22 protein-coding genes are annotated in these 23,504 nt (G+C 61.2%); 8 read left to right on the top strand and 14 right to left on the bottom strand.

All coding sequences use genetic code 11. From position 1 onward, the window contains the following. Nucleotides 1-72: 72 nt before the first annotated feature. From def to NPS46_RS24795, 5 genes are all read left to right on the top strand, one after another. Nucleotides 73-579 carry a peptide deformylase gene (gene def / locus NPS46_RS24815; protein ID WP_274111957.1) on the top strand — a complete coding sequence of 169 codons (507 nt, stop codon included), beginning with the start codon at nt 73-75 and terminating at the stop codon, nt 577-579. Between the two features lie 163 nt (nt 580-742). Beyond that, on the top strand, nt 743-1,687 hold the full coding sequence (gene fmt / locus NPS46_RS24810) for a methionyl-tRNA formyltransferase (RefSeq protein ID WP_274111955.1): 945 nt from the start codon (nt 743-745) through the stop codon (nt 1,685-1,687). After that, a complete protein-coding gene (gene rsmB, locus NPS46_RS24805; protein ID WP_274111953.1) occupies nt 1,684-2,994 on the top strand; it encodes a 16S rRNA (cytosine(967)-C(5))-methyltransferase RsmB in 1,311 nt (436 codons plus the stop codon). The genes fmt and rsmB overlap by 4 nt, the downstream gene beginning before the upstream one ends. Before the next feature lie 22 nt (nt 2,995-3,016). Then, on the top strand, nt 3,017-4,390 hold the full coding sequence (gene trkA / locus NPS46_RS24800) for a Trk system potassium transporter TrkA (RefSeq protein ID WP_274111951.1): 1,374 nt from the start codon (nt 3,017-3,019) through the stop codon (nt 4,388-4,390). A 46-nt stretch (nt 4,391-4,436) separates the two neighbouring features. Continuing rightward, nucleotides 4,437-4,763, top strand: coding sequence for a tetratricopeptide repeat protein (locus tag NPS46_RS24795; protein ID WP_425312784.1), 327 nt, complete (start codon nt 4,437-4,439; stop codon nt 4,761-4,763). Nucleotides 4,764-4,844: 81 nt separating this feature from the next. Here the strand turns inward: NPS46_RS24795 and NPS46_RS24790 are convergent, their stop codons facing one another. The 4 genes from NPS46_RS24790 to NPS46_RS24775 form a co-directional block, all read right to left on the bottom strand. Continuing rightward, nucleotides 4,845-6,221: a M16 family metallopeptidase gene (locus tag NPS46_RS24790; RefSeq protein ID WP_274111947.1), complete on the bottom strand. Its 1,377-nt coding sequence runs from the start codon at nt 6,219-6,221 to the stop codon at nt 4,845-4,847. A gap of 81 nt (nt 6,222-6,302) precedes the next feature. After that, nucleotides 6,303-7,961: a Na/Pi cotransporter family protein gene (locus tag NPS46_RS24785; protein ID WP_274111946.1), complete on the bottom strand. Its 1,659-nt coding sequence runs from the start codon at nt 7,959-7,961 to the stop codon at nt 6,303-6,305. Nucleotides 7,962-8,191: 230 nt separating this feature from the next. Beyond that, a complete protein-coding gene (locus NPS46_RS24780) occupies nt 8,192-8,959 on the bottom strand; it encodes a TerC family protein (protein WP_274111945.1) in 768 nt (255 codons plus the stop codon). Between the two features lie 85 nt (nt 8,960-9,044). After that, nucleotides 9,045-10,352, bottom strand: coding sequence for a CitMHS family transporter (locus NPS46_RS24775; RefSeq protein WP_274111943.1), 1,308 nt, complete (start codon nt 10,350-10,352; stop codon nt 9,045-9,047). 344 nt (nt 10,353-10,696) lie between these two features. On the opposite strand from NPS46_RS24775, the gene NPS46_RS24770 reads away from it, so the two are divergent. Further along, nucleotides 10,697-11,098 (top strand): GFA family protein, encoded by a 402-nt coding sequence (locus NPS46_RS24770; protein WP_274111940.1) that lies wholly within the window; start codon nt 10,697-10,699, stop codon nt 11,096-11,098. Between the two features lie 26 nt (nt 11,099-11,124). Here NPS46_RS24770 and NPS46_RS24765 read toward each other — a convergent pair whose 3' ends face one another. The 10 genes from NPS46_RS24765 to NPS46_RS24720 all read right to left on the bottom strand — a co-directional run bounded on the left by NPS46_RS24765 (nt 11,125) and on the right by NPS46_RS24720 (nt 20,891). After that, entirely contained in the window at nt 11,125-13,032 is a 1,908-nt protein-coding gene (locus NPS46_RS24765; RefSeq protein WP_425312785.1) for a DUF4105 domain-containing protein, read from the bottom strand. Between the two features lie 50 nt (nt 13,033-13,082). Then, nucleotides 13,083-13,403, bottom strand: coding sequence for a DUF2388 domain-containing protein (locus tag NPS46_RS24760; protein ID WP_274111936.1), 321 nt, complete (start codon nt 13,401-13,403; stop codon nt 13,083-13,085). A 26-nt stretch (nt 13,404-13,429) separates the two neighbouring features. Beyond that, nucleotides 13,430-13,723 (bottom strand): DUF2388 domain-containing protein, encoded by a 294-nt coding sequence (locus NPS46_RS24755; protein ID WP_274111934.1) that lies wholly within the window; start codon nt 13,721-13,723, stop codon nt 13,430-13,432. Between the two features lie 104 nt (nt 13,724-13,827). Then, nucleotides 13,828-14,145 (bottom strand): DUF2388 domain-containing protein, encoded by a 318-nt coding sequence (locus tag NPS46_RS24750; protein WP_274111932.1) that lies wholly within the window; start codon nt 14,143-14,145, stop codon nt 13,828-13,830. A 316-nt stretch (nt 14,146-14,461) separates the two neighbouring features. Then, a complete protein-coding gene (locus NPS46_RS24745) occupies nt 14,462-14,677 on the bottom strand; it encodes a DUF1127 domain-containing protein (RefSeq protein WP_274111930.1) in 216 nt (71 codons plus the stop codon). A 318-nt stretch (nt 14,678-14,995) separates the two neighbouring features. Continuing rightward, the gene (locus NPS46_RS24740; protein WP_274111928.1) at nt 14,996-16,489 is read right to left on the bottom strand and encodes an acetyl-CoA hydrolase/transferase family protein; all 1,494 of its coding nucleotides are present in this window, start codon (nt 16,487-16,489) and stop codon (nt 14,996-14,998) included. Between the two features lie 178 nt (nt 16,490-16,667). Next, nucleotides 16,668-18,101 carry an NAD(P)(+) transhydrogenase (Re/Si-specific) subunit beta gene (locus NPS46_RS24735; RefSeq protein WP_274111926.1) on the bottom strand — a complete coding sequence of 478 codons (1,434 nt, stop codon included), beginning with the start codon at nt 18,099-18,101 and terminating at the stop codon, nt 16,668-16,670. Further along, the gene (locus NPS46_RS24730) at nt 18,101-18,421 is read right to left on the bottom strand and encodes an NAD(P) transhydrogenase subunit alpha (protein ID WP_274111924.1); all 321 of its coding nucleotides are present in this window, start codon (nt 18,419-18,421) and stop codon (nt 18,101-18,103) included. The genes NPS46_RS24735 and NPS46_RS24730 overlap by 1 nt, the downstream gene beginning before the upstream one ends. Before the next feature lie 15 nt (nt 18,422-18,436). Further along, complete coding sequence (locus NPS46_RS24725; protein WP_274111922.1) at nt 18,437-19,558, bottom strand: Re/Si-specific NAD(P)(+) transhydrogenase subunit alpha; 1,122 nt, start codon at nt 19,556-19,558, stop codon at nt 18,437-18,439. A 397-nt stretch (nt 19,559-19,955) separates the two neighbouring features. Then, entirely contained in the window at nt 19,956-20,891 is a 936-nt protein-coding gene (locus NPS46_RS24720; protein ID WP_274111920.1) for a LysR family transcriptional regulator, read from the bottom strand. 157 nt (nt 20,892-21,048) lie between these two features. Here NPS46_RS24720 and NPS46_RS24715 point away from each other — a divergent pair, with 157 nt between their 5' ends. Both NPS46_RS24715 and NPS46_RS24710 read left to right on the top strand, forming a co-directional pair. Beyond that, nucleotides 21,049-22,230, top strand: coding sequence for an acyl-CoA dehydrogenase (locus NPS46_RS24715; protein ID WP_274111918.1), 1,182 nt, complete (start codon nt 21,049-21,051; stop codon nt 22,228-22,230). Between the two features lie 14 nt (nt 22,231-22,244). Further along, nucleotides 22,245-23,465, top strand: coding sequence for a CaiB/BaiF CoA transferase family protein (locus tag NPS46_RS24710; protein ID WP_274111916.1), 1,221 nt, complete (start codon nt 22,245-22,247; stop codon nt 23,463-23,465). The last annotated feature ends 39 nt before the right edge of the window (nt 23,466-23,504 follow it).

Raw genomic sequence — 23,504 nt, 5'->3', positions numbered from 1 at the left:
TGGCTGCCCGAGATCCCCGATCCAGGCGGCAGCCGACCTTGACTTTACCTCACAAGTGCAGCAAATACGCCTATGGCCATTTTAAACATCCTCGAATTCCCAGATCCGCGCCTGCGTACCATCGCCAAGCCTGTGGCCGTGGTGGACGACAAGGTCCGGCAACTGATCGATGACATGTTTGAAACCATGTACGAAGCGCCCGGCATCGGTCTGGCCGCGACCCAGGTCAATGTGCACCAGCGCATTGTGGTCATGGACCTCAGTGAAGATCGTAGCGAACCCCGGGTGTTCATCAACCCCGAGTTTGAAACACTGACCGACGAAATGGACCAGTACCAGGAAGGTTGCCTGTCCGTACCGGGCTTCTACGAAAACGTCGACCGCCCGCAAAAAGTCAAAATCAAGGCCCTGGACCGTGACGGCAAGCCGTTTGAAATGATCGCCGAAGGCCTGCTGGCCGTGTGTATTCAACATGAATGCGATCACCTCAATGGCAAATTGTTTGTCGATTACCTGTCCACGCTCAAGCGCGACAGGATCAAGAAGAAGCTGGAAAAACAGCATCGTCAGAACGCGTGAGCAGGACGACCCTGGCCATGGCAATCGCCCTGGACGGTATACGGTTGTCCTCCTGCCCCGCTTTTTCCTGGCACCTGCGGGCTGCAAGCGCAGCCCGACTCGGCCTTCGGCAGCTGCCATTGGTAGCGCCGCTCCTCCCAGCGAATTTCCAAGCGAGTAACCCATGACCGAGCCCCTGCGCATCGTCTTTGCCGGCACCCCGGAGTTCGCCGCCGAACACCTCAAGGCGTTGCTCGACAGCCCTTACCAGATCGTCGCGGTCTACACGCAGCCGGATCGCCCTGCAGGTCGTGGGCAGAAGCTGATGCCCAGCCCGGTCAAGCAGCTCGCCGAACAACAGGCGATTCCCGTACTGCAGCCACCCACCTTGCGCGACCCTGCGGCCCAGGCCGAGCTGGCGGCGCTCAAGCCGGACCTGCTGGTCGTGGTCGCCTACGGGTTGATCCTGCCGCAGGTGGTGCTGGATATTCCGCGCCTGGGCTGCATCAACAGCCACGCCTCGCTATTGCCGCGCTGGCGCGGTGCGGCGCCGATCCAGCGTGCGGTGCAGGCGGGCGATCGCGAAAGCGGCGTGACCGTGATGCGCATGGAGGCCGGCCTGGACACCGGGCCGATGTTGCTCAAGGTCACTACCCCGATCAGCGCCACCGACACCGGCGGCAGCCTGCATGATCGCCTTGCCGAACTCGGCCCGCCGGCCGTGTTGCAAGCCATCGCCGGCCTGGCCGCAGGCACCTTGACCGGGGAAGTCCAGGACGACAGCCTGGCCACCTACGCACACAAATTGAATAAGGACGAAGCGCGCCTGGACTGGAAGCGTCCGGCAGTCGAGCTTGAGCGGCTGATTCGTGCCTTCAATCCGTGGCCGATCTGCCACAGCACGTTGAACGGCGAAGCCTTGAAGGTGCTCGGCGCCAGCCTGGCCGAAGGCCAGGGCAGCCCCGGTGAAATTCTCGCCGCGAGCAAGGACGGTCTGGTTGTCGCCTGCGCCGATGGCGCCCTGTGCCTGACCCGCCTGCAGTTGCCGGGTGGCAAGGCCCTGAATTTCAGTGACCTGTTTAACAGTCGCCGCGAGAAGTTCGCCCTCGGCACGGTACTTGGCCAATGAACCCGCGTCTGGCGGCCGCCAGGGCCCTGACGGCGGTACTCAACGGCAAGGCCTCGCTCAACAGCTCCCTGCCGGTGCAACTGGACAAGGTCGAGGTCCGTGACCGAGGCCTGACCCAAGACCTGGCGTTTGGCGCCGCGCGTTGGCAGCCACGGCTGTCGGCCCTGGCGGCCAAACTGCTGCAAAAGCCTTTCAAGGCCGCTGATGCCGATGTTGAAGCCCTGCTGCTGGTGGGCCTATATCAATTGCTCTATACGCGGATTCCGGCCCATGCCGCCATCGGTGAAACCGTAGGCTGTGCCGACAAGCTGAAAAAGCCCTGGGCCAAGGCGCTGCTCAATGCCGTGCTGCGCCGCGCCCAGCGTGAGAGTGAAGCCTTGCTGGCCGAGCTGGAGCACGACCCGGTGGTCCGTACCGCTCACCCGCGCTGGCTACAAAAGACCCTGAAAGCCTTCTGGCCGCAGCAATGGGAAGCCATCTGCGCCGCCAACAACGCCCACCCGCCGATGATCCTGCGGGTCAATCGCCGCCATCAGACGCGTGCGGGTTACCTGCAGTTGCTCCGTGACAGTGCCATTACCGCCCAGCCCTGCGCCTACAGCCAGGACGGCATTGTCCTCGACGAGCCCTGCGATGTCCGCAACCTGCCAGGCTTTAACGAGGGCTGGATCAGCGTGCAGGACGAAGCCGCCCAATTGGCCGCCGATCTGCTCGATCTGGCGCCAGGCCAGCGCGTTCTGGATGCCTGCTGTGCGCCAGGGGGCAAGACCTGCCACATCCTTGAAGTCGAACCCGGGCTGGCAGGCGTAGTGGCCATCGACCTGGAAGCCAAGCGCCTACTGCGCGTGCGCGAAAACCTCGACCGCCTGGGCCTGGATGCCCAACTGATCGCCGCCGATGGCCGCGATACCGCCGCCTGGTGGGACGGCAAGCCCTTTCAACGGATCTTGCTGGATGCGCCCTGCTCGGCGACGGGCGTGATCCGGCGTCATCCGGACATCAAGCTGACTCGCCAGCCGGACGATATCGTCGCCCTGGCTGCGCTGCAGGGCGAATTGCTCGACGCGCTCTGGCCGACCCTGGAAGTCGGCGGCATCCTGCTCTATGCCACGTGTTCGACCCTGCCGACCGAGAACACCGAAGTGATCGAAGCGTTCCTGGCGCGTACCAGCGGTGCCCGCGAACTTGATATCCCTGGCCAGTTCGGCATCAAGCAGGCCCATGGCCGCCAGTTGCTGGCCCAGCAGGGTGGCCACGACGGTTTCTACTACGCCAAACTGATCAAGATTGCCGCCGTGCGCGGTTAACCGGGTTTAAGGGAGTAACCGGATGAAAATCATCATCCTCGGTGCGGGGCAGGTTGGCGGCACACTGGCTGAACACCTGGCCAGCGAAGCCAACGACATCACCGTGGTCGACACGGATAGCGAACGCCTGCGCGACCTTGGCGATCGCCTGGATATCCGCACGGTGCAGGGTCGGGGTTCGTTTCCGACCGTTCTGCGCCAGGCCGGCGCCGACGATGCTGATATGCTGGTGGCGGTGACCAACAGCGACGAAACCAATATGGTCGCCTGCCAGGTCGCTCACACGTTGTTCCACACCCCGACCAAGATTGCCCGGGTCCGTGAGGCTGCGTACCTGACCCGCGCGGGGCTGTTCGATAACGAGGCCATCCCGGTCGATGTGTTGATCAGCCCCGAGCAGGTGGTGACCAACTACATCAAGCGCTTGATCGAATATCCCGGGGCCCTTCAGGTCATCGACTTTGCCGAGGGCAAGGCGCAGTTGGTGGCGGTCAAGGCCTACTACGGCGGGCCGCTGGTCGGCCAGCAACTGCGCCAGTTGCGCGAACATATGCCCAATGTCGAAACCCGCGTGGCCGCGATCTTCCGCCGTGATCGGCCGATCCTGCCCCAGGGCGATACCTTGATCGAAGCCGATGACGAAGTCTTTTTCATCGCCGCCAAGGCCAATATTCGGGCGGTCATGAGCGAAATGCGCCGACTCGACGAAAGCTACAAACGCATTGTGATTGCCGGTGGCGGGCAGATCGGCGAGCGCCTGGCCGAGGCCATCGAGAGTCGTTACCAGGTCAAGATCATCGAGATGAATGCAGCGCGCTGCCGCTATCTTTCCGACACCCTGGATAGCACCGTGGTGTTGCAGGGCAGTGCCTCGGACCGTGATCTACTGATGGAAGAAAACATCGCCGACGCCGACCTGTTCCTGGCCCTGACCAACGATGACGAGGCCAATATCATGTCCTCGCTGCTGGCCAAGCGCATGGGCGCGAAGAAGGTGATGAGCATCATCAATAACCCGGCCTATGTCGACCTGATCCAGGGCGGCGATATTGATATTGCCATCAGCCCGCAGTTGGCGACCATCGGCACCTTGCTGACCCATGTGCGCCGTGGCGATATCGTCAGTGTGCACTCGTTGCGCCGTGGCGCGGCGGAAGCCATCGAGGCGATTGCCCATGGCGATGCCAAGTCGAGCAAGGTGATTGGCCGGGCCATCGAGGATATCGGCCTGCCGCCGGGGACCACCATCGGTGCGATCATCCGTGATGAAGAAGTGCTGATCGCCCACGACGATACGGTGATCCAGACGGGCGACCATGTGATCTTGTTCCTGGTGGACAAGAAGTACATCCGCGATGTCGAGAAGCTGTTCCATGTCGGCCTGAGTTTCTTTTAGGCCTTGTTAGAGCCGGCGAGCACGCTCGCGGCTACAAGGGTGACGGGTGATGCTGGAGTCGTTGGAAAAAATGCTGGCCAAGGGCGTGGATAACGCCTTGTTGCGGTTCGGTCTGGGCAAGGGGTATCTGGATCAGGGCGACTACGCCCTGGCCGTCGAACATCTGCAACGGTGTGTGGCGTTCGACCCCAAGTATTCGGCGGCCTGGAAACTGTTAGGCAAGGCGCACCAGGGCCAAGGCGACACGACCGAGGCACGCCGCGCTTGGGAGCAGGGCATCGCAGCCGCCCAGGCCCATGGCGACAAGCAGGCGGAGAAGGAAATGTCGGTGTTTGTGAAGAAGCTCGATAAGGCGGCGCTCAAGGATCAATAGAGTGCCGCTCGGTAGGGCCTGCCGAAACTTCTCGCCAGCAAACGCGTTTCTACAAACCGGCCGATACTCCGATACGCGTCTCTAGCGCTTGCGCAAGGCGTACCGACGTACGCCCAACAGCACCAGCAATCCCACCCCTCCCGCCAGTAACCAGCCCAAGCCGTCATAGCTGAGCAACGGCTTCTCGACGCGCCAGTAACCCGGTGCGGCAAAGAGCTGGCGCATGGCTTCGTTGGCTTGTTCCAGTGTCACGGCCTGCAGGTGCTTGGCCGGGTCGGCGAAGCGACCATCTTCGAAGCTGCCCAACGCGCCCCAGTAGTAGTCGGCCATCGCGCTATTGCCCTGCACCGCCCAGGCCTGGCGGGCGATGGCCGCCTGGCGCAGGCGCTCGAAGGTCTGCGGGTCCAGCCCGTGCTGAAGCAGGTCAGCCTTGAGCTCGCGCAGCACCTGATCGGCCTGCGGCAGGTCGGTGCGTTCGATATCGGCATTCAGGCTGAGGAAGCCGACGCCGCCCAGTAGCTCCCGCTCGCTCCACGGGCCGTAGGACAAACTGTGGTCCAGGCGCAGTCGCCGGTACAGCGACCAATCCAGGTAGTCCTTGAGCAAATCCCAGCTGGCATCGTGCTGTGCATCGAGCACGGGCTCGGGAAACAGCCAGTGCACCCGGGCGTCGTTGCCCAGCCAGCCACGAGTCAGCTCGCGGCGCTCGGCCGCGGTGCCGCTGATCTGCGGCAGTGGTGGGTGTTCGCGCGGTGGTACCGGCTCAAGCTCACCGTAGGTGCGCTCCAGATAGGCCGGCAGCAGGCGGTCGAGTTCGCCGACAATGATCAGCGTCATATTGTTGGGGGCATACCATTGCTGGCGCAGGGTCTGGAGCTGGTCGGCGCTCAGTTGGGCGACTTCGGCCCGCTCGGCACACTTGAGCCCCAGTTCAATGGCCAATTGATTGCTGGCCTTGTGGCCCAGGTCCTGGCGATCGAGCCAGCGCTGCAGATGGGAGTAATGCCCGCCGTCCTCGCGCTCCACCACCTGCTTGGCGGCTGCCAGGGTCGTGGGGTTGAGTTCGGTGCGCGTCAGCAGGGCCAGCAGCAGGTCGAGCACCTTGCGCTGGTTCTTGGCCGGCGCTTCGATCACGAATGTGGTGTCGGCATTGCTGGTAAAGGCATTCCACTCGCCGCCCAGGGCCTGCATGCGCTCTTCCAGGCCGCCTTCGCCCTGGGCGTCGATACCACTGAACAGTAGGTGTTCAAGCAGATGTGGCAGTTCCTTGTCCGCACAGGCGAAGTCGTCGAAGCCGACCCCGACGACCAACCGGATCGCCACATGGCCGCGCTCGCGGGTGGGCTTGAGCAACAATTGCAGGCCGTTGGGTAGCAGGTAGCCTTCCGCTTGCAGGCGGTCCACGGCCGAGGCAGGGGCAGTAGCGAGCAACAGGCAGAGCAACAGCAGGCAACGCATAAGGGTTTTCCACAGGCTAGAGGGTGGCGCGGTGGTCTTCGGGCCGGGCTAAGGCTAATGACCATCGCGCGCAGCGCACGTTCAGGGCGAATGGTTGGTATCGGCGATATCTTCAAATGCCAGGGCGCCGGTTTCCGCAGATTCCAGGACCACATAGGCGCTGCTGCAGAATAGCGAATTGAGCCGCTTCATATCGGCGATCAGCTCTAAATGCAGTGAACTGGTTTCCAGGCTCTGGACCACCTTGCGCTGCAGGCGGCTGACATGGGCATGGGCCAGGCGGCGTTCCTGGGCGCGGAAACGGCGTTTTTCACGCAGCAACTGCCGGGCACTCTGGGGGTCGGCACTGAGAAACACCGACAAGCCCAGGCGCAGGTTGTCGATCAACTGGCTGTGCAAGCCTGCCAGCTCTTCCAGGCCCACTTCGGAAAAGGAGCGGCGTTGGGCGGTTTTCTGCTGCTGAACCTTGCGCAGCATGCGTTCGATCAGGTCGCTGGCCAGCTTGAGGTTGACCGCCAGCTCGATGATTTCCGCCCAGCGCCGGCTGTCCTGTTCGCTCAGGTCTTCGCGGGGCATTTGCGCCAGGTACAGCTTGATCGCACTGCACAGGGCTTCGACATCGTCGGCCAGCTGGCGCACGGTCTGGCTTACGGCGTTTTGCTTGCCGCGCAGCACGTCGAGCATGGCGCCGAGCTGGCTGTCGATCAGATCTCCCATGCGTAGGGTTTCACGCACCGCATTGGCGAGGGCCAGGCTCGGTGTGGCCAGGGCCGCCGGGTCGAGATGGCGAGGCCGGGCCAGCCCGTTGGCGTCCGGCCGCTCGGGCAGCAGCCAGGCGCAGAGCCGCGCCATGGCGCCGACTGTGGGCAAGAGCAGCAGGCAGCGCCCGGTGTTGTAGAGCAGGTGGAAGCCGATCACCATTTCCTGTGGGCTGAAATCCAGGCTGTCCATCCAGTGCACCAGCGGGTCGAGCACCGGGATTACCAGCAGCAATCCGATCAGTTTGTACAGCAGGCTCCCCAGGGCCACCTGGCGGCCTGCGGCGTTTTGCATGCTGGTGCCGAGAAACGCCAGCACGCCACTGCCGATGTTGGCGCCGATCACCAGGCCGATGGCTACGGGTAAGCTGATCACCCCGGCGCCGGCCAGGGTGGCAGTGAGCAGTACGGCAGCAAGGCTGGAGTAGGAAATCATCGCGAACAGCGCGCCGATCAGGGCATCGAGCAGGATATCGCCGGTCAAGGAGGCGAAGATCACCTTAACGCCCTGGGCCTGGGTGATCGGTGCAGCGGCTTCGACGATCAGTTGCAGGGCCAGGACAATCAGCCCCAGGCCGATACCGACCCGCCCCAGTTGCCCAGCGCGGGTCTGTTTGCGGGAAAGAAAGAAGATCACGCCAAGAAAAATCAGCAGGGGCGACAGCCAGGACAGGTCAAAGGTCAGCACCCTGGCCATCAAGGCGGTACCGACATCCGCGCCCAGCATGGTTGCCAGGGCAGGCGTCAGGGCCATCAAACCCTGGCCGACAAATGAGGTGACCAGCATGGCCGTGGCGTTGCTGCTCTGGACCATGGCCGTGACCAGGATACCGGCGACAAAGGCCAGTGGCCGGCGAGCCATGTTCTGGCTGATGACGTGCCGCAGATTGGAACCGTAGACCCGCAGGATCCCGGTACGCACGATGTGGGTGCCCCAGATCAGTAGGGTCACGGCGGAAAGCAGATTGAGCAGGGTGAGCATGAAGGGCCCCCTGGAAATTGACGCCCCAGCGGGGCAAGTGCGAGTTCTGTAAGCCTTTTTACTTGCTGTACTTAAGCTGTAGTCGGCTATTGGGTCGAGCGCCAGCATCGCATAGCTGGAAGGGGCTTTGAAACAAAACTGTCACATGTATGGAGGGATCGCGCGTCAGCCCGCGCCTCCTGCAGATGATGGGCTCACTGCAGGAGGCGCGGGCTGTCTCGCGAGGGACATTACTCGCCCGGGATATCCTTGCGCAGTTTTACCGGGTCGCTCTGGGCCTTTTTCTTGGCCATTGCGGTGCGCATCTTGATATTGACCATCTCCACTGCCAGGGAGAAGGCCATGGCGAAGTAGACGTAGCCTTTAGGCACATGCACGTCGAAGGCTTCGGCGATCAGAACCGTACCGACGACCAGCAGGAACGACAGGGCAAGCATTTTCAGCGACGGGTGCTTGTCGATGAAATTGCTGATGGTGCCGGCGGCCAGCATCATCACCAGCACCGCGACGACAATGGCCGCGACCATGACCGGCACATGGGAGACCATGCCGACGGCGGTGATCACCGAGTCCAGGGAGAAAACGATGTCGATGATCGCGATCTGGACGATGGTGTAGATAAAGCTGCCGCCCGTGCCCTTGGGCTCGGCGCCGACCTCATCTTCGCCTTCCAGGCCGTGGTACATCTCCTGGGAGCTTTTCCAGAGCAGGAACAGGCCACCGAAGAACAGGATCAGGTCACGCCCGGAAATGCCCTGTTCGAAGACCACGAACAGGTCGTCGGTCAGGCGCATGACCCAAGTGATCGACAGCAGCAACAGAATCCGCGTGACCATGGCCAGGGCCAGGCCGAAGATCCGGGTGCGCGCCTGCATATGCTTGGGCATGCGGCTGACCAGGATCGAAATCATGATGATGTTATCGATGCCCAGGACAATTTCCAGGGCGGTCAGCGTAAAGAAGGCAACCCAGATCTCCGGGTTGGTCAGCCATTCCATGTGTATTCCTTTGAGCGAGTGTTGAATCGCGCCGACGATGGCTTCGAAAGTCGAAGTCTAGTCGCCGGCGCGCAGAGTCATGAATTTATAGGGTGCTGAAAAGCGGAAAAATGCCCATCAGCAAAGCGGCGAACATTATGCACAGGCAAACCAGCACTGCCCACTTCAGGGTGAAGCGCTGGTGATCACCGAATTCGATGCCGGCCAGGGCTACCAGCAGGTAGGTCGAAGGTACCAACGGGCTGAGCAGATGCACTGGCTGGCCGACAATCGAAGCACGGGCCATTTCCACCGCGGTGATGCCGTAGTGGCTGGCGGCTTCGGCCAGTACCGGCAGCACGCCGTAGTAGAAGGCATCGTTGGACATAAAGAAGGTGAAGGGCATGCTTACCAGGGCTGTAATCACCGCCAGATAAGGGCCCAGGGCCTCGGGGATCACGGCCAGCAGGCTTTTGGACATGGCATCGACCATGCCGGTGCCGGACAGAATGCCGGTGAAGATACCGGCGGCGAAGATCAGCCCGACCACGGCCAGCACGCTGCCGGCGTGGGCCGCGACGCGGTCCTTCTGTTGTTGCAGGCATGGGTAGTTGACGATCATCGCGATACTGAACGCCACCATAAACAGCACAGGCAGTGGCAGCAGACCGGCAATCAGCGTGCCCATCAGCGCCAGGGTCAGCGCGCCGTTGAACCAGATCAACTTGGGCCGGCGGGCATCGGGAAACTGCGACACGCTGATTTCACTGTGGTCGACTTCATCGCCGTGCAGGTGCAGTTCGCCCAGGCGGGCGCGTTCGCGTTTGCCGTACAGATAGGCAATGGCCAGGATGGCGAAGACGCCGGCCAGCATGGCGGGAATCATCGGCACGAAGATATCCGATGGGTCGACATGCAGCGCGCTGGCGGCGCGGGCGGTCGGACCGCCCCAGGGGGTCATGTTCATCACTCCGCCGGCCAGAATGATCAAGCCGGCCATGATGCGTGGGCTCATGCCGACACGGCTGTAGAGCGGCAGCATCGCGGCCACGCAGATCATGTAGGTGGTGGCGCCGTCGCCATCCAGGGAGACAACCAGGGCCAGCACCGCGGTGCCGACCGAGATCTTCAGCGGGTCGCCCTTGACCATCTTGAGGATCTTGCGCACGGCCGGGTCGAACAGGCCGGAGTCGATCATCAGGGCAAAGTAGAGAATGGCGAACATCAGCATCACCCCGGTCGGGGCGAGCTTGGTGATGCCTTCGAGCATCATGGGCCCGATCTTCGGCGCAAAGCCGCCGAACAGGGCGAACAGGATTGGAACGATGATCAGTGCAATCAGTGCCGAGAGGCGCTTGGTCATGATCAGGAACATGAACGTGATGACCATGGCGAAGCCAAGGAAAGTCAGCATGGTAGGTACTCCGGGCGTAACACGGCTGGGAAGGGCAAACCGGGGAGGGTTAGCGCAGTGCGGGAAGCGCGTGGATAGCGAACGGAGTTGTAGCGATCAGGCGGGAAGTTGCGGACATCAGAATCACCCATTGTTGTTGTTAATTGGGCCCGCTGGCGCCTGAAAAGGCAGGCACGGGCCGACCGGTCTGTGCCGGCGGTGGGTGGATGCTAATGGGCGAAGCTTTCAGCCAGCTTTCGCCAGGGCGCGTGAAACAATTTTCGGTCGCGAACCGCAACTTGTTGCCTGGCGGCAACGGCCACGGTGCTAGGCTGGGTTTTTCAGGGGTGGGCGGGAGTGATGCCATGCAACAGCTTCACTACGGCGGCTGCCATTGCGGCGCTCTGCGCTATGCATTCAGCGGACCGCTGCAGGACATCGCCCATTGCCATTGCTCGGTTTGTCGTCGTGTGAGCGGTGGCCTGGTGACCACCTGGATCACGGTGCCGCGCGAGGCGTTCTCCTGGGCCAAAGGCCACCCGGCCCGTTATGACTCATCAAGCACCTGCCAGCGGTTTTTCTGTGGCCATTGTGGCGCGCACTTGGCACTGGCGACCCGGCTAAGCCCCGAGAGCATCGATGTTACCATCGCGACCCTGGATCACCCCGAGCTGGCGCCGGCAGATCGGCATATCTGGGCCGATAGCCGATTAACTTGGCTGCATCTGGATGAGCATCTGCCCCAGGAGCCTGAAGAAACGCTTTAGGCGCCACCCGGGGCAGGGCCTCGGATTCAGGGCAGCTCCAGCCCCCCGGCGGCTTTGTGCAGGGCGCGCAGATGTTCGCCCAATTGCTTGATGTTGGCTTCGTTGGCCGCGATCTCGGCGGCGCGGGAGGGGTCGAGCAAGGCGCGCACCTCTTTATCCAGTTCGCCGCTGAGGCGTTGCAACTGCGCCTGGCGTTGGCTGCTCTGGTCTTCCAGGCGTTGCCACTCGCTGGCCTGAGGCAGGCCGTAGCCATGTCCGCCCAGCAACTCTGCCGGTCGACTGAGAAAACCGCTGTTGGCGAGAATGTCCTGCAGGGTCGCATTGGCCTTGTCCATGCCGCCGCTCTTCAGCTCGCGGCCATTGAGGTATTTCTGTTTGACCTCGTCCTGGGCCAGCAGCAACTGGCGCCGGTAGCTGGCCTGTTCCAGCAGCAGCAGTGCGGCACTGGTGCGCAGGTCGGCGCGGGCAAACCAAGTGCGGCGCTGCTCGGCACGCTGGGACAGCCAGGCTTCAACGCTGTCCTGTCGGATGGGCAACTGCTTTCTCAACACCTCGAACATGGCCTGGTAGCGGTCGCGATAGGAGTCGAAGCGATAGCCCAGGCGCAGGGCCTCTCGAGGATCGTCGAGCACGCTGGTGTCGGCCAGCCCACGCCCCTTGAGCACTTCGAGCAGGCCATTGGGTACGATGCTGTCCAGCGTCTCGAGTTGCGAGCTGTTGCTACCGCTGCGCAACAGCTTGAGGGTCTCGACCGCGCAGTTATTGGAGACAAAGTAATAGTTGCCGTCGTAGCTCCAGTGCATCTCGGCGGCATGCTCGACCACTTCTTCGATCTGCTCGCGGGACAGTTTGAGCGGTACCGAGGCCAGGCTGCGCAGCTCGGTCTTGGTGTACTCGTCGATCACCTGGGCCAGCGGCAGTACAAACAGCCGTGATGGGTAGGCGCCGGTCAGCCCGCCCCAGGTCGAAAGTTGTACATCGTTGACGAAGGCGCGATAGGACAGCACCAGGTGCTGGTCCAGATCGAGGCGGCAATCGGGCCCGCGTGGGCGGCCGGGTGCGCAGATCACCAGGCGCAGCATGCTGTGGCCCCAACGGCTGACCCAGTTCTGGTTGGCTTCGGCCAGCAGATAGTCGACGGCATAGACGCGTTCAGGGTCGACTTTACCCAGGGGTTGCTTGGCGAAGTCATTGCCGGCATTGAGGAAGGCCAGCTCCCGGGAGCAGGCGTCACGCTCGGCGGGCGCCCAGCCGAAGTGGGCCTGGTAATAGCGATACAGGGCTGGGCGGCGGCACGCATAGGACGGGTCGAGGAGGAAGTACTCCATATTGACCGCCACAAACTCCTTGGGACTGCTGATTTCGTAGAGGTCGGGGCTGCGGGCGACCTGACGATTCTCGGTTTCGCGTTCGCCACGGCGGCCGACGTACTGAGGCCATCCGGCCAGGTCGAGCAGGCGTGGATCATCGCTGAGGGTATAGCGGCGTTGTGTCTGGCCCCGGCAACTGTCAGCCAGGCCGACCAGGCCGGTTGCACCGCTCTGGCGGCGGCAGCGTTGGATCAGTGTGCGCTCGCTGGTGGGCCAGAGACGTGCGCGGTCATAGATATGGGTGAGCTCATGGAGCACGGTGGCGAGCATTTCACGGCGTACGGTGCCATGGGGGCGCTGGGTCTTTTCATTGGCGGCCGAGCCGTTGACGAGGCCGGGCAAGAGGCGTCGATTGAGGTCCAGCTCGGCAACCAGAGTGGCCTGGCCGTACGCATTTGCGGGCATGTCGTCGGTCCAGCCGACGCTGATGACGCGATTGAGCTGTTCGATAAAGCGTGGAGGCAAATGCTGCATCGCTTCATCGAGCAAGGCCTGGCTGGCCTGTTGTTCGGCCGGGCTAAGCCCTTCGGTCTTGAGCTGCAGTTGCAGGCTGGCCTGGGCCATGCCGCCAAGGAGCGACAGGACAAGGGCCAGCAGCCAGCCGGCAAATGGCTTCACAGCGCGAGGATGGCTTCGGCAAGCACCTGGTCGCTGGCGTCGCGCGCTTGCGGTACTTCGGTGCGCAGGGTCTGGAAGGCGGCTTCCAGTTGCGCGCCGCGAATCTCGCCATGGCTGGCGACGAAGCTGGCGGCGTCGTCCTGTGCGTCGCGCACGATTTTCGAGTCGCGGATCGACGTGGTGGTGTCCGAGGTGAAGTCGATGGTGCGTCCGGATGCACGCACGATGATGTTACTGGTGGCCACCAGGGTCTGAGCCTGTGCCATATCAGCCAGCAAGAGCAGGCCAAGCGTGGCGGCGATCAGGGGGGTACGCATGGAATATCTCCGAAATACAGATGTGGCTATTGGACGAGAATCGCCTGTGCCAGTTCAAGGTCGCTGGCACGAAGTTTTGGCTGGCTCTGGCGCAGGTACTGCAACGCCGATTCCAGCTGGGCACCGCGCAGATGACCCGCGCTGGCGACGAACGCCGCAGCATCATCCTGGGCTGCCAGCAACAGTTTACGGTCGAAGGGGGCCGAGGTCACTTTGCTGGTGACATAACCTGATGCAACCAAGGTGTTGGTGCTCAAATCGAAGGCTTGGGCGTGATTGATCCAGCAGAGGGACAGAAGCAGCAGGGAGAGTAGGCGCATGGGTCTCTAGGGCTGAAAAAACGATGGCGCAAGGCTAGCGCAATGCCTTGGCCAGAGCCAGGGGCGGCGTGCAGACCGGGTACTGCCGCCCCGTGCGCCAGTCTTCAGATGGCCAGGATGGCTTGGGCCAACTGAGCATCCGACGCTTGTAGCTGGGGGGCGACCCTGCGGATGGTGTCAAACGCACTTTCCAGTTTCACCCCGCGGATGGCGCCGTCGGTGGCGACAAAGCTGGCCGCGTCATCGCGTGCCGCACGCACGATTTTGTCGTCGCGCAATGAGGAGGTGACATCGGAAGTCGCATCGGAAGTCGCGCGAAGGGCTCCGACGATCGCATCGGTCGTAACCACCAGGCTGGTGGCCTGGGCGCTGGCTGCCGCAGTTAGAAGGGTGGCGGCGCAAAGCAGGCGAAGACGGGTCATGGTGAAGCTCCTGAGAATGATGCGAAAACAATTGCCTGGTAGGGGCAAACAGCCCGCTGTGAACGATGAAAGTAGGCTGTGAGTAGATTCTAGGCGGCGTTCTACGGGGCGGATAGGGCCAGTTTAGACAGCTCGGCAGAATAAATGTGTGTCCTGATAACTGTACTGGTGTTTTTTTGATTTTATTTAAATTGTACTGTTGTTGTCGCCTGGCCCCCATAAACGAGAAAGCCCGCCACGGGGTGCGTGGCGGGCTTTCTCTATACGATTCGGGTGGCTGGCGGTGGACCTTGGCGGTCAGGGCCAGCTGCTTGGCTTAGCGCCAGAAAGGCTTGCTCAGCTCTTCGTAACGCTGTGCTTCGCTGATCCCGGCGTCTGCCAACAGGCGAGCATCCAGACGGGCCAATTGATGGCGGCTGGAGATGCGGCGCTGCCACAACATCAGGTTGGCGAGAACGCGCAGCGGCATGGAGGCTTGGGCGTTGTTAGCAGTGTTTTCGAAGTGCAGGCCGGAACTGAGTGTACGTTCCATGATTGACATCCTTCCGCTTGTGGCGGGATTAGGTAGTGGTTTAACTGTTGCCAATGATCCTCCTGTGCAGGGCATCTCTCTAGATACAGTTCATCTGTATTGTGCGAGACCAGTTAACTGTTTATAGGCGCTGTACCGCTCGATAATGGCGCAACTGTACCTATGTGCACCAATATAGTGCTTTTATGGTCATTTGAAGGCGGGGGAAGGGAAATATAGGCGGGAAAGTAGCGGTACAGTAGTACAGTTTTTGAAGGGGGTGCGGTGCAGCTGGCTCGCTGACGAAACTGGGTTGGCGTCAGCGAGCCACTGTTTCACTTATTGGGCGAGCATTTTCCCGGTTTCTTCCAGGTTGATGTGCCAGCTCAGTGCATCGCGCAGGATATGCGGAGTATGACCGCCGATGGCGCAAGCCGCGGTGAAGTAATCATCCAGCGCCTGGCGATAATCCGGGTGCACACAGTTGTCGATGATGACGCGTGCGCGTTCGCGTGGTGCCAGGCCGCGCAGATCCGCCAGGCCTTGCTCGGTGACCAGGATGTCGACGTCATGCTCGGTATGGTCGACATGGCTGACCATCGGTACCACGCTGGAGATGGCGCCGTTCTTGGCGATGGACTTGGTGACAAAGATCGCCAGGTGCGCGTTGCGGGCAAAATCGCCCGAGCCGCCAATGCCGTTCATCATCCGCGTGCCGCAGACGTGTGTGGAGTTGACGTTGCCGTAGAGGTCGAACTCCAGTGCGGTATTGATACCGATGATGCCCAGGCGCCGCACTACTTCCGGATGGTTGGAGATCTCCTGTGGACGCAGAACCAGTTTGTCCTTGTACTTCTCCAGGTTGCCGAACACATCGGCATTGCGCCGATTGGACAAGGTGATCGAACTGCCCGAGGCAAAACGCAGTTTGCCGGCGTCGATCAGGTCGAAGGTGGAGTCCTGCAGCACCTCGGAGTACATGGTCAGATCTTCGAACGGCGAGTCGATCAGGCCGCACATCACCGCGTTGGCGATGTTGCCGATCCCGGCCTGGAGCGGGCCGAGCTGGTTGGTCATGCGCCCGTCGGCCACTTCTTCCTTGAGGAAGGCGATCAAGTGGTTGGCGATGGCCTGGGTTTCGGCATCTGGCTCGGCCACGGTCGACGGTGAGTCGGATTGGTTGGTGATGACAATGCCGACGATCTTCGCGGGGTCGATCGGGATCGCGGTGCTGCCGATACGGTCCTCGACGCTGACCAGCGGGATTGGTGTCCGCGTCGGCCGGTAGGTCGGGATGTAGATGTCGTGCAGGCCTTCGAGGTTACTGTTGTGCGCCAGGTTGATCTCGATGATCACCTGCTTGGCGAAGATCGCGAAGCTGGCGGAGTTGCCTACGGAAGTGGTCGGTACGATATGACCCTGTTCGGTAATGGCCACCGCTTCGATCACGGCGATATCAGGCATCTTCAACTGCTTGTTGCGCAGTTGCTCGACGGTCTCGGAAAGGTGCTGGTCGATAAACATGACCGTGCCATTGTTGATGGCCTTGCGCAGTGTGCTGTCGACCTGGAACGGCATGCGCCGTGCCAGTACGCCGGCTTCGGTCAATTGCTTGTCGAGGTCGTTGCCCAGGCTCGCGCCGGTCATCAGGGTGATTTTCAGCGGCGACAATTTCGCGCGCTCGGCGAGTGCGTGGGGCACGGCCTTGGCTTCACCGGCGCGGGTGAAGCCGCTCATGCCGACGGTCATGCCGTCCTCAATCAAGGCGGCAGCGTCGGCGGCGCTCATGACCTTACTGTGCAGGGAAGGCAAGCGGATACGATCACGGTACATGGATTGTTATCTCGGGCAACGAAAGCAAGATGCGCAGTCTAGTGAATTCAAAAATTTTCGCCCCGCGACAAAGGTCGAATGCTCAGGCGCTATTTAGAGCCTTTGGTCGGGTTTTTAGGCAAAGAAAAACCCCAGCCTAACCGCGCCGGGGTTTTCGGTGTTGCGTTATAGCAGGGTTTTACTCGACAGCCTTGACCATGTCTTCGATGACCTTCTTGGCGTCACCGAAAACCATCATGGTTTTGTCCAGGTAAAACAGCTCGTTATCCAGGCCGGCATAGCCGCTGGCCATCGAGCGCTTGTTGACGATGATGGTCTTGGCCTTGAAGGCTTCGAGGATCGGCATGCCGGCGATCGGCGACTTCGGATCGTTCTTCGCGGCCGGGTTGACCACGTCGTTGGCGCCCAGCACCAGCACCACGTCGGCCTGGCCGAACTCGGAGTTGATGTCTTCCATCTCGAACACTTGGTCGTAAGGCACTTCCGCCTCCGCGAGCAGTACGTTCATATGGCCGGGCATACGGCCCGCCACCGGGTGGATCGCATACTTCACGGTCACACCGCGGTGGGTCAGCTTCTCGGTCAGCTCCTTGAGCGCGTGCTGTGCACGAGCCACTGCCAGGCCGTAGCCGGGAACGATGATCACGGTGTCGGCGTTGGTCAGCAGGAACGTCGCGTCATCGGCCGAACCGGATTTGACCGGACGAGCTTCTTGCGCGCCTGCCGGGCCGGCGTCCGCCGTGTTGCCGAAACCGCCGAGCAGCACGTTGAAGAACGAGCGGTTCATCGCCTTGCACATGATGTAGGAGAGGATCGCGCCGGAGGAACCAACCAGGGAGCCGGCAATGATCAACATCGAGTTGTTCAGCGAGAAGCCGATCCCCGCAGCGGCCCAGCCCGAGTAGCTGTTGAGCATCGAGACGACCACCGGCATGTCGGCGCCGCCAATCGGGATGATGATCAGCACGCCCAGCACGAAGGCCAGGGCCAGCATCACGGCGAAGGCTGTCAGGTTGCCGGTGAACATGAAGACCAGGCCCAGGCCCAGGGTCGCCAGACCCAGCACCAGGTTCAGTTTGTGCTGGCCGCCGAATTGTACCGGTGCGCCCTGGAACAGGCGGAACTTGTACTTGCCCGACAGCTTGCCAAACGCGATGACCGATCCGGAGAAGGTGATCGCACCAATCGCGGCGCCCAGGAACAGCTCCAGGCGGTTACCGGCCGGGATCGCGTCGCCCAGTTGCTTGACGATGCCCAGGGACTGAGGCTCGACTACGGCGGCAACGGCAATAAAGACCGCCGCCAGGCCGATCATGCTGTGCATGAAGGCGACCAGTTCCGGCATCTTGGTCATTTCAACGCGCTTGGCCATGATCGAGCCGGCGGTGCCGCCGATCAGCAGGCCGACGATCACGTAACCGATCCCGGCGGTGGCCAGTTCAGCGCCCAGCTTGAAGACCAGGCCGACTGTGGTCAGCACGGCCAGCGCCATGCCGAGCATGCCGAACAGGTTGCCGCGTCGCGACGTCGTCGGGTGGGAAAGCCCTTTTAGCGCCTGGATAAAGCAGATCGAGGCGACCAGATAGAGGGTTGTTACCAGATTCATACTCATTACTTACGCACCTCTGCTTGAGCCTTGGGCGCTTTCTTCTTGAACATTTCCAGCATCCGACGGGTCACCAGGAAGCCACCGAAGACATTCACCGCTGCCAGGGCGACAGCCAGGGTGCCCATGGTCTTGCCCAGCGGGGTGACGGTCAGCGCGGCAGCCAGCATGGCGCCGACGATGACAATGGCCGAGATCGCGTTGGTGACGGCCATCAGCGGCGTGTGCAGTGCGGGTGTGACATTCCAGACCACGTGATAACCGACATAAATCGCCAGCACGAAGATGATCAGGTTGTAGATACCGGGGGAGATAAGCTCTTCCATCGTCTGAATCCCTGCTTAGGCGTTTTTGCGGATGACTTGGCCGTCGCGGCACATCAGGCACGCGGCGACGATGTCGTCTTCTAGGTTGATCTCGAACTGGCCGTCCTTGTTGAAAACCAGCTTGAGGAAGTCCAGCAGGTTGCGTGCGTAGAGCGCCGAAGCGTCCGCAGCGACAGCGCTGGCCAGGTTGGTCGGGCCAACGATGGTGACGCCATGCTCGACAACCACCTGGTCCGCCACCGTCAATGGGCAGTTGCCGCCCTGTGCCGCTGCCAGGTCGATCACCACCGAGCCGGGTTTCATCTGGGCCACGGTGTCTGCGCTAAGCAGCACTGGCGCCTTGCGGCCCGGGATGAGCGCGGTGGTGATCACGATGTCGGCCTGCTTGGCGCGTTCGTGCACGGCCAGGGCCTGGCGCTGCATCCAGCTGGCAGGCATCGGGCGGGCGTAGCCGCCAACACCCACGGCGCATTCGCGCTCTTCATCGGTCTCGTATGGTACGTCGACGAACTTGGCGCCGAGGGATTCGATCTGTTCCTTCACCGCAGGGCGTACATCGGAGGCCTCGATCACAGCGCCCAGACGCTTGGCCGTGGCGATGGCCTGCAGGCCGGCCACACCGGCGCCCAGAATCAGCACGCGGGCGGCTTTTACCGTACCGGCGGCGGTCATCAGCATGGGCATGAAGCGCGGGTAATGATGCGCCGCCAGCAGCACGGCCTTGTAGCCGGCAATGTTGGCCTGGGACGACAGCACATCGAGGCTCTGCGCGCGGGACGTCCGCGGGGCGGCTTCGAGCGCGAAGGCGGTGATGCCGCGTTCGGCCAGCTTGGCAATGGTTTCATTACTGAACGGATTGAGCATGCCCACCACAATGGTGCCGTGCTTGATCAGTGCCAGTTCATTGTCGCTGGGGGCGACCACCTTGAGGATCAGCTCTGCGTCGAACGCCTGTGCGGCGCTGCCAATAGTGGCACCGGCAGCCTCATAGGCGCTGTCGACAACACTGGCATTAATGCCGGCGCCGCTTTGCACAGTGACCTTGTGGCCTTGGCCGATCAGCTTCTTGATGGTTTCCGGGGTAGCAGCAACCCGGGTTTCACCCGTCTGGGTTTCGAGAGGAACACCAATGTGCACGTCAAATCTCCTGCGTGATCTTTGTAGGTAAACCAGCGCACTACGGGTGGTGCAGCTGGGGCGGCCGATCAGCACGATCCCGCCTGAATCAAGGCGGGGCGCGGCATTTTGCAGGCGAACTTTACGACCATCAAGAGATTATGAAAGGTGACGGGATTTTAACTACAAGTCATGCTGTGACCGAATGTCGCAATTGGAGGCTTTTGAGCCTTCAAGATCGGGCTTTTCAGGGTATTGCCAGGAGATTTGAGTTTTTTCACATCGGCGACATGAATAAGCCGTCATCCGACATAAATCGGGCTACAGGCCCCGAGACCAAGCACTTTCGTACCATTTTTAGTTGCTACAGATACAGTTTTGAAAAAGCGACATATTGTTATGTCTGTAGCGCAAATAATTAGTTGACTACAGGGTCAGTTAATAGCTTTGGTCCCAGAGATTGCTGGCTGTAGCTATATGATTGGTTGATCAGCCAATCGCGAAATGCCTGGAGCGACGCTGATTCGACTTTTCGCTCGGGAATCATCAGGTAGTAAGCCTTGGGGCTGGCGAGGCTCTGATGGTTGGCGATTACCAAGCGTTGCTCCAGCAATTCGCGCTGGATCAGGAAGGGGGGAATCAGCGCGATACCCATCTCGTGCATGGCGGCCTGGGCCAGCATGGAGAATAGTTCATAACGAGGTCCGGTCATGTCGCGGGGAATATTCAGGCCCTGGGCATTGAACCATTGGCGCCAGGCGTACGGCCGGGTGGTTTGCTGAAGGAGCGGCAGGTTGGCGATCTGCTCGGGGCTAAGGCCTTTTTGCTCGGCCAGCAGTGCCGGGCTGCAGACCGGCACGGGGTTCTCGCCCATCAAGCGGTGAGATTCGGTGCCGGACCAGTCGGCATCGCCGAAGTAGATGGCGGCGTCGAACTCGGTGTCGGCAAACAGAAAAGGGCGGGTACGGTTGGTCAGGTTGACCGTGACTTCCGGGTGGTGGTGCTGGAAGTCCTTGAGGCGTGGCAGCAGCCACTGTGTGCCGAAGGTCGGAACCACGGCCAGTTCGATCACATTGGTGCCCTGTTGGCCCATCACTGACAGGGTGTCACGTTCGACCGCATCAAGTTGTGCGGCAATCCGGCGGCTATACGAGAGGCCTGCCTCGGTCAGCTTTACACCGCGCCGGGAGCGCCGGAACAACTCCACACCAAGGAACGCTTCCAGGCTGGCTATTTGTCGGCATATGGCACCTTGCGTGAGTGAAAGCTCCTGAGCTGCCTTGGTAAAGCTCTCGTGGCGAGCAGCGGCCTCGAAGCTGATTAGGGCGCCAGTGCTGGGGATCTTTCTACGCATGTACGCAGACCTCACTAAAGTTAGGCTTTACTAGGCTTTTCGTTTATTACGGAGTGAGAAATTAGCACAACACTATGCCAAATCCTCGTTTGCTGGATGGCGAACTCGAGCCTAGGATCTGTGCACGATGTTTGATCACTTGTGCGAGGACAGGGTTATGGGCGGCAAACCGAGCTTCAACTGGATCGATCCGCTGTTGCTGGATCAACAGCTCACCGAAGAAGAGCGCATGGTGCGTGATGCCGCCGAGCAGTTTGCCCAGGGCAAGTTGGCCCCGCGCGTGCTTGAAGCGTTCCGTCATGAGAAAACCGACCCGGCCATCTTTCGTGAGATGGGTGAGGTTGGTCTGCTCGGTGCGACGATTCCTGCGGAGTACGGTGGCAGCGGTCTGAACTATGTCAGCTATGGCTTGATCGCTCGTGAAGTGGAGCGTGTGGACTCTGGCTATCGCTCGATGATGAGTGTCCAGTCCTCCCTGGTCATGGTGCCGATCAACGAGTTCGGTAGCGAAGCTCAAAAGCAGAAGTACCTGCCCAAGCTGGCGTCTGGTGAATGGATCGGCTGTTTTGGCCTGACCGAGCCGAATCACGGTTCGGACCCGGGTGCGATGATCACTCGGGCGCGCAAGGTTGAGGGCGGCTACAGCCTGACGGGTAGCAAGATGTGGATCACCAATAGTCCGATCGCGGATGTCTTCGTAGTCTGGGGCAAGGACGATGCGGGTGATATCCGCGGTTTCATACTCGAGAAGGGCTGGAAAGGCCTGAGCGCTCCGGCGATTCACGGCAAGGTGGGATTGCGTGCGTCGATCACTGGCGAAATCGTCATGGATAACGTCTTCGTTCCCGAAGAGAATATTTTCCCGGACGTGCGTGGGCTGAAAGGGCCGTTCACTTGCCTGAACTCGGCTCGCTATGGCATCGCTTGGGGTGCGCTGGGTGCTGCCGAGTTCTGCTGGCACACCGCTCGCCAGTACACCCTGGATCGCCAGCAATTCGGTCGCCCGCTGGCGGCCACCCAATTGATCCAGAAGAAGCTGGCCGATATGCAGACCGAGATCACCATGGCGTTGCAGGGCTGCCTGCGTCTTGGGCGGATGAAGGACGAGGGTACAGCGGCTGTCGAGATTACCTCGATGATGAAGCGCAACTCCTGTGGCAAGTCCCTGGACATCGCGCGCATGGCGCGAGACATGTTGGGCGGTAATGGTATTTCCGACGAATTTGGTGTGGCTCGTCACCTGGTCAACCTTGAGGTGGTCAACACCTATGAGGGTACCCATGATGTGCACGCGCTGATCCTTGGTCGGGCTCAGACCGGCCTTCAGGCCTTCTATTAATAGGAGCAGGGGCCATGGGCGCGTTATCGCATCTACGGGTATTGGATTTGTCGCGGGTACTGGCCGGGCCGTGGTCGGGCCAGATACTGGCTGACCTGGGGGCGCAGGTCATCAAGGTCGAGCGCCCTGGCAATGGTGACGATACGCGTGCCTGGGGGCCTCCCTTCCTAAAGGATGCGGCGGGGGAGAATACGAGCGAAGCGGCTTACTACTTGTCGGCGAACCGGAACAAGCAGTCGGTCACTATCGATTTCACCCGGCCCGAAGGTCAGCGCTTGGTGCGAGAGCTCGCGGCGAAGTCCGACATTCTGATCGAGAACTTCAAGGTTGGCGGTTTGGCGGCTTATGGGCTCGACTATGAGTCGCTCAAGGCTGTTAACCCGGAGCTGATCTACTGCTCCATAACCGGCTTTGGCCAAACCGGGCCGTATGCGAAGCGTGCGGGCTATGACTTCATGATTCAGGGGTTGGGCGGCTTGATGAGCCTGACGGGGCTTCCCGAAGGGGATCCGGGTGCAGGGCCGGTGAAAGTCGGTGTGGCATTGACGGATATCCTGACGGGCCTTTACTCGACCGTAGCGATTCTCGCGGCTTTGGCACATCGCGATCATGAGGGTGGCGGGCAGCATATCGATATGGCGCTATTGGATGTGCAGGTTGCATGCCTGGCTAACCAGGCAATGAATTACCTGACCACGGGTGTTGCTCCGAAGCGTTTGGGCAATGCTCATCCTAATATCGTGCCCTATCAGGATTTCCCTACGGCGGATGGCGATTTCATACTTACCGTGGGTAACGATGGGCAGTTCCGCAAGTTTGCAGAGGTTGCTGGTCAGCCCCAGTGGGCAGATGATCCGCGGTTTGTGACCAATAAGCAGAGGGTGGCCAATCGTGCTGAGCTGATCCCCTTGATTCGTCAGGCAACGGTTTTCAAGACGACGGCTGAATGGGTTGCTCAGTTGGAGGCGGCCGGTGTGCCTTGTGGGCCGATCAATGATCTGGCACAGGTATTTGCCGACCCGCAGGTAATGGCCAGGGGGCTGGCTATCGAGATGCCGCACGCCATTGCCGGTGTGGTGCCTCAGGTTGCCAGTCCGATTCGTCTTTCGCGTACGCCGGTTGAGTACCGAAGCGCTCCTCCCTTACTGGGTGAGCATACCCAGCACGTACTGCAGCAGGTGCTAGGGCTTTCCCAGGAGGCGATCCGTCTGCTACGCCATGAGGGTGTCCTGTGACTCTTCTATATAGAAGAGGCGCTTTTCGGCCCTTTGAGC

Origin of the sequence: Pseudomonas putida, from assembly GCF_028682395.1 — a bacterium.
Taxonomy (GTDB): domain Bacteria; phylum Pseudomonadota; class Gammaproteobacteria; order Pseudomonadales; family Pseudomonadaceae; genus Aquipseudomonas; species Aquipseudomonas putida_AB.
This window is presented reverse-complemented; position numbering and strand designations above follow the sequence as displayed.

Bases quoted from the DNA above. Each gene is read 5' to 3' on its own strand.
- NPS46_RS24745 (WP_274111930.1), bottom strand. From the start codon at position 14,677: ATGGAACGTACACTCAGTTCCGGCCTGCACTTCGAAAACACTGCTAAC.
- NPS46_RS24790 (WP_274111947.1), bottom strand. From the start codon at position 6,221: ATGCGTTGCCTGCTGTTGCTCTGCCTGTTGCTCGCTACTGCCCCTGCC.
- NPS46_RS24760 (WP_274111936.1), bottom strand. From the start codon at position 13,403: ATGCGTACCCCCCTGATCGCCGCCACGCTTGGCCTGCTCTTGCTGGCT.
- NPS46_RS24730 (WP_274111924.1), bottom strand. From the start codon at position 18,421: ATGGAAGAGCTTATCTCCCCCGGTATCTACAACCTGATCATCTTCGTG.
- NPS46_RS24780 (WP_274111945.1), bottom strand. From the start codon at position 8,959: ATGGAATGGCTGACCAACCCGGAGATCTGGGTTGCCTTCTTTACGCTG.
- NPS46_RS24755 (WP_274111934.1), bottom strand. From the start codon at position 13,723: ATGCGCCTACTCTCCCTGCTGCTTCTGTCCCTCTGCTGGATCAATCAC.
- NPS46_RS24770 (WP_274111940.1), top strand. From the start codon at position 10,697: ATGCAACAGCTTCACTACGGCGGCTGCCATTGCGGCGCTCTGCGCTAT.
- trkA (WP_274111951.1), top strand. From the start codon at position 3,017: ATGAAAATCATCATCCTCGGTGCGGGGCAGGTTGGCGGCACACTGGCT.
- NPS46_RS24735 (WP_274111926.1), bottom strand. From the start codon at position 18,101: ATGAGTATGAATCTGGTAACAACCCTCTATCTGGTCGCCTCGATCTGC.
- rsmB (WP_274111953.1), top strand. From the start codon at position 1,684: ATGAACCCGCGTCTGGCGGCCGCCAGGGCCCTGACGGCGGTACTCAAC.
- NPS46_RS24715 (WP_274111918.1), top strand. From the start codon at position 21,049: ATGGGCGGCAAACCGAGCTTCAACTGGATCGATCCGCTGTTGCTGGAT.
- NPS46_RS24710 (WP_274111916.1), top strand. From the start codon at position 22,245: ATGGGCGCGTTATCGCATCTACGGGTATTGGATTTGTCGCGGGTACTG.
- NPS46_RS24750 (WP_274111932.1), bottom strand. From the start codon at position 14,145: ATGACCCGTCTTCGCCTGCTTTGCGCCGCCACCCTTCTAACTGCGGCA.
- def (WP_274111957.1), top strand. From the start codon at position 73: ATGGCCATTTTAAACATCCTCGAATTCCCAGATCCGCGCCTGCGTACC.
- fmt (WP_274111955.1), top strand. From the start codon at position 743: ATGACCGAGCCCCTGCGCATCGTCTTTGCCGGCACCCCGGAGTTCGCC.
- NPS46_RS24775 (WP_274111943.1), bottom strand. From the start codon at position 10,352: ATGCTGACTTTCCTTGGCTTCGCCATGGTCATCACGTTCATGTTCCTG.
- NPS46_RS24740 (WP_274111928.1), bottom strand. From the start codon at position 16,489: ATGTACCGTGATCGTATCCGCTTGCCTTCCCTGCACAGTAAGGTCATG.
- NPS46_RS24765 (WP_425312785.1), bottom strand. From the start codon at position 13,032: ATGGCCCAGGCCAGCCTGCAACTGCAGCTCAAGACCGAAGGGCTTAGC.
- NPS46_RS24785 (WP_274111946.1), bottom strand. From the start codon at position 7,961: ATGCTCACCCTGCTCAATCTGCTTTCCGCCGTGACCCTACTGATCTGG.
- NPS46_RS24720 (WP_274111920.1), bottom strand. From the start codon at position 20,891: ATGCGTAGAAAGATCCCCAGCACTGGCGCCCTAATCAGCTTCGAGGCC.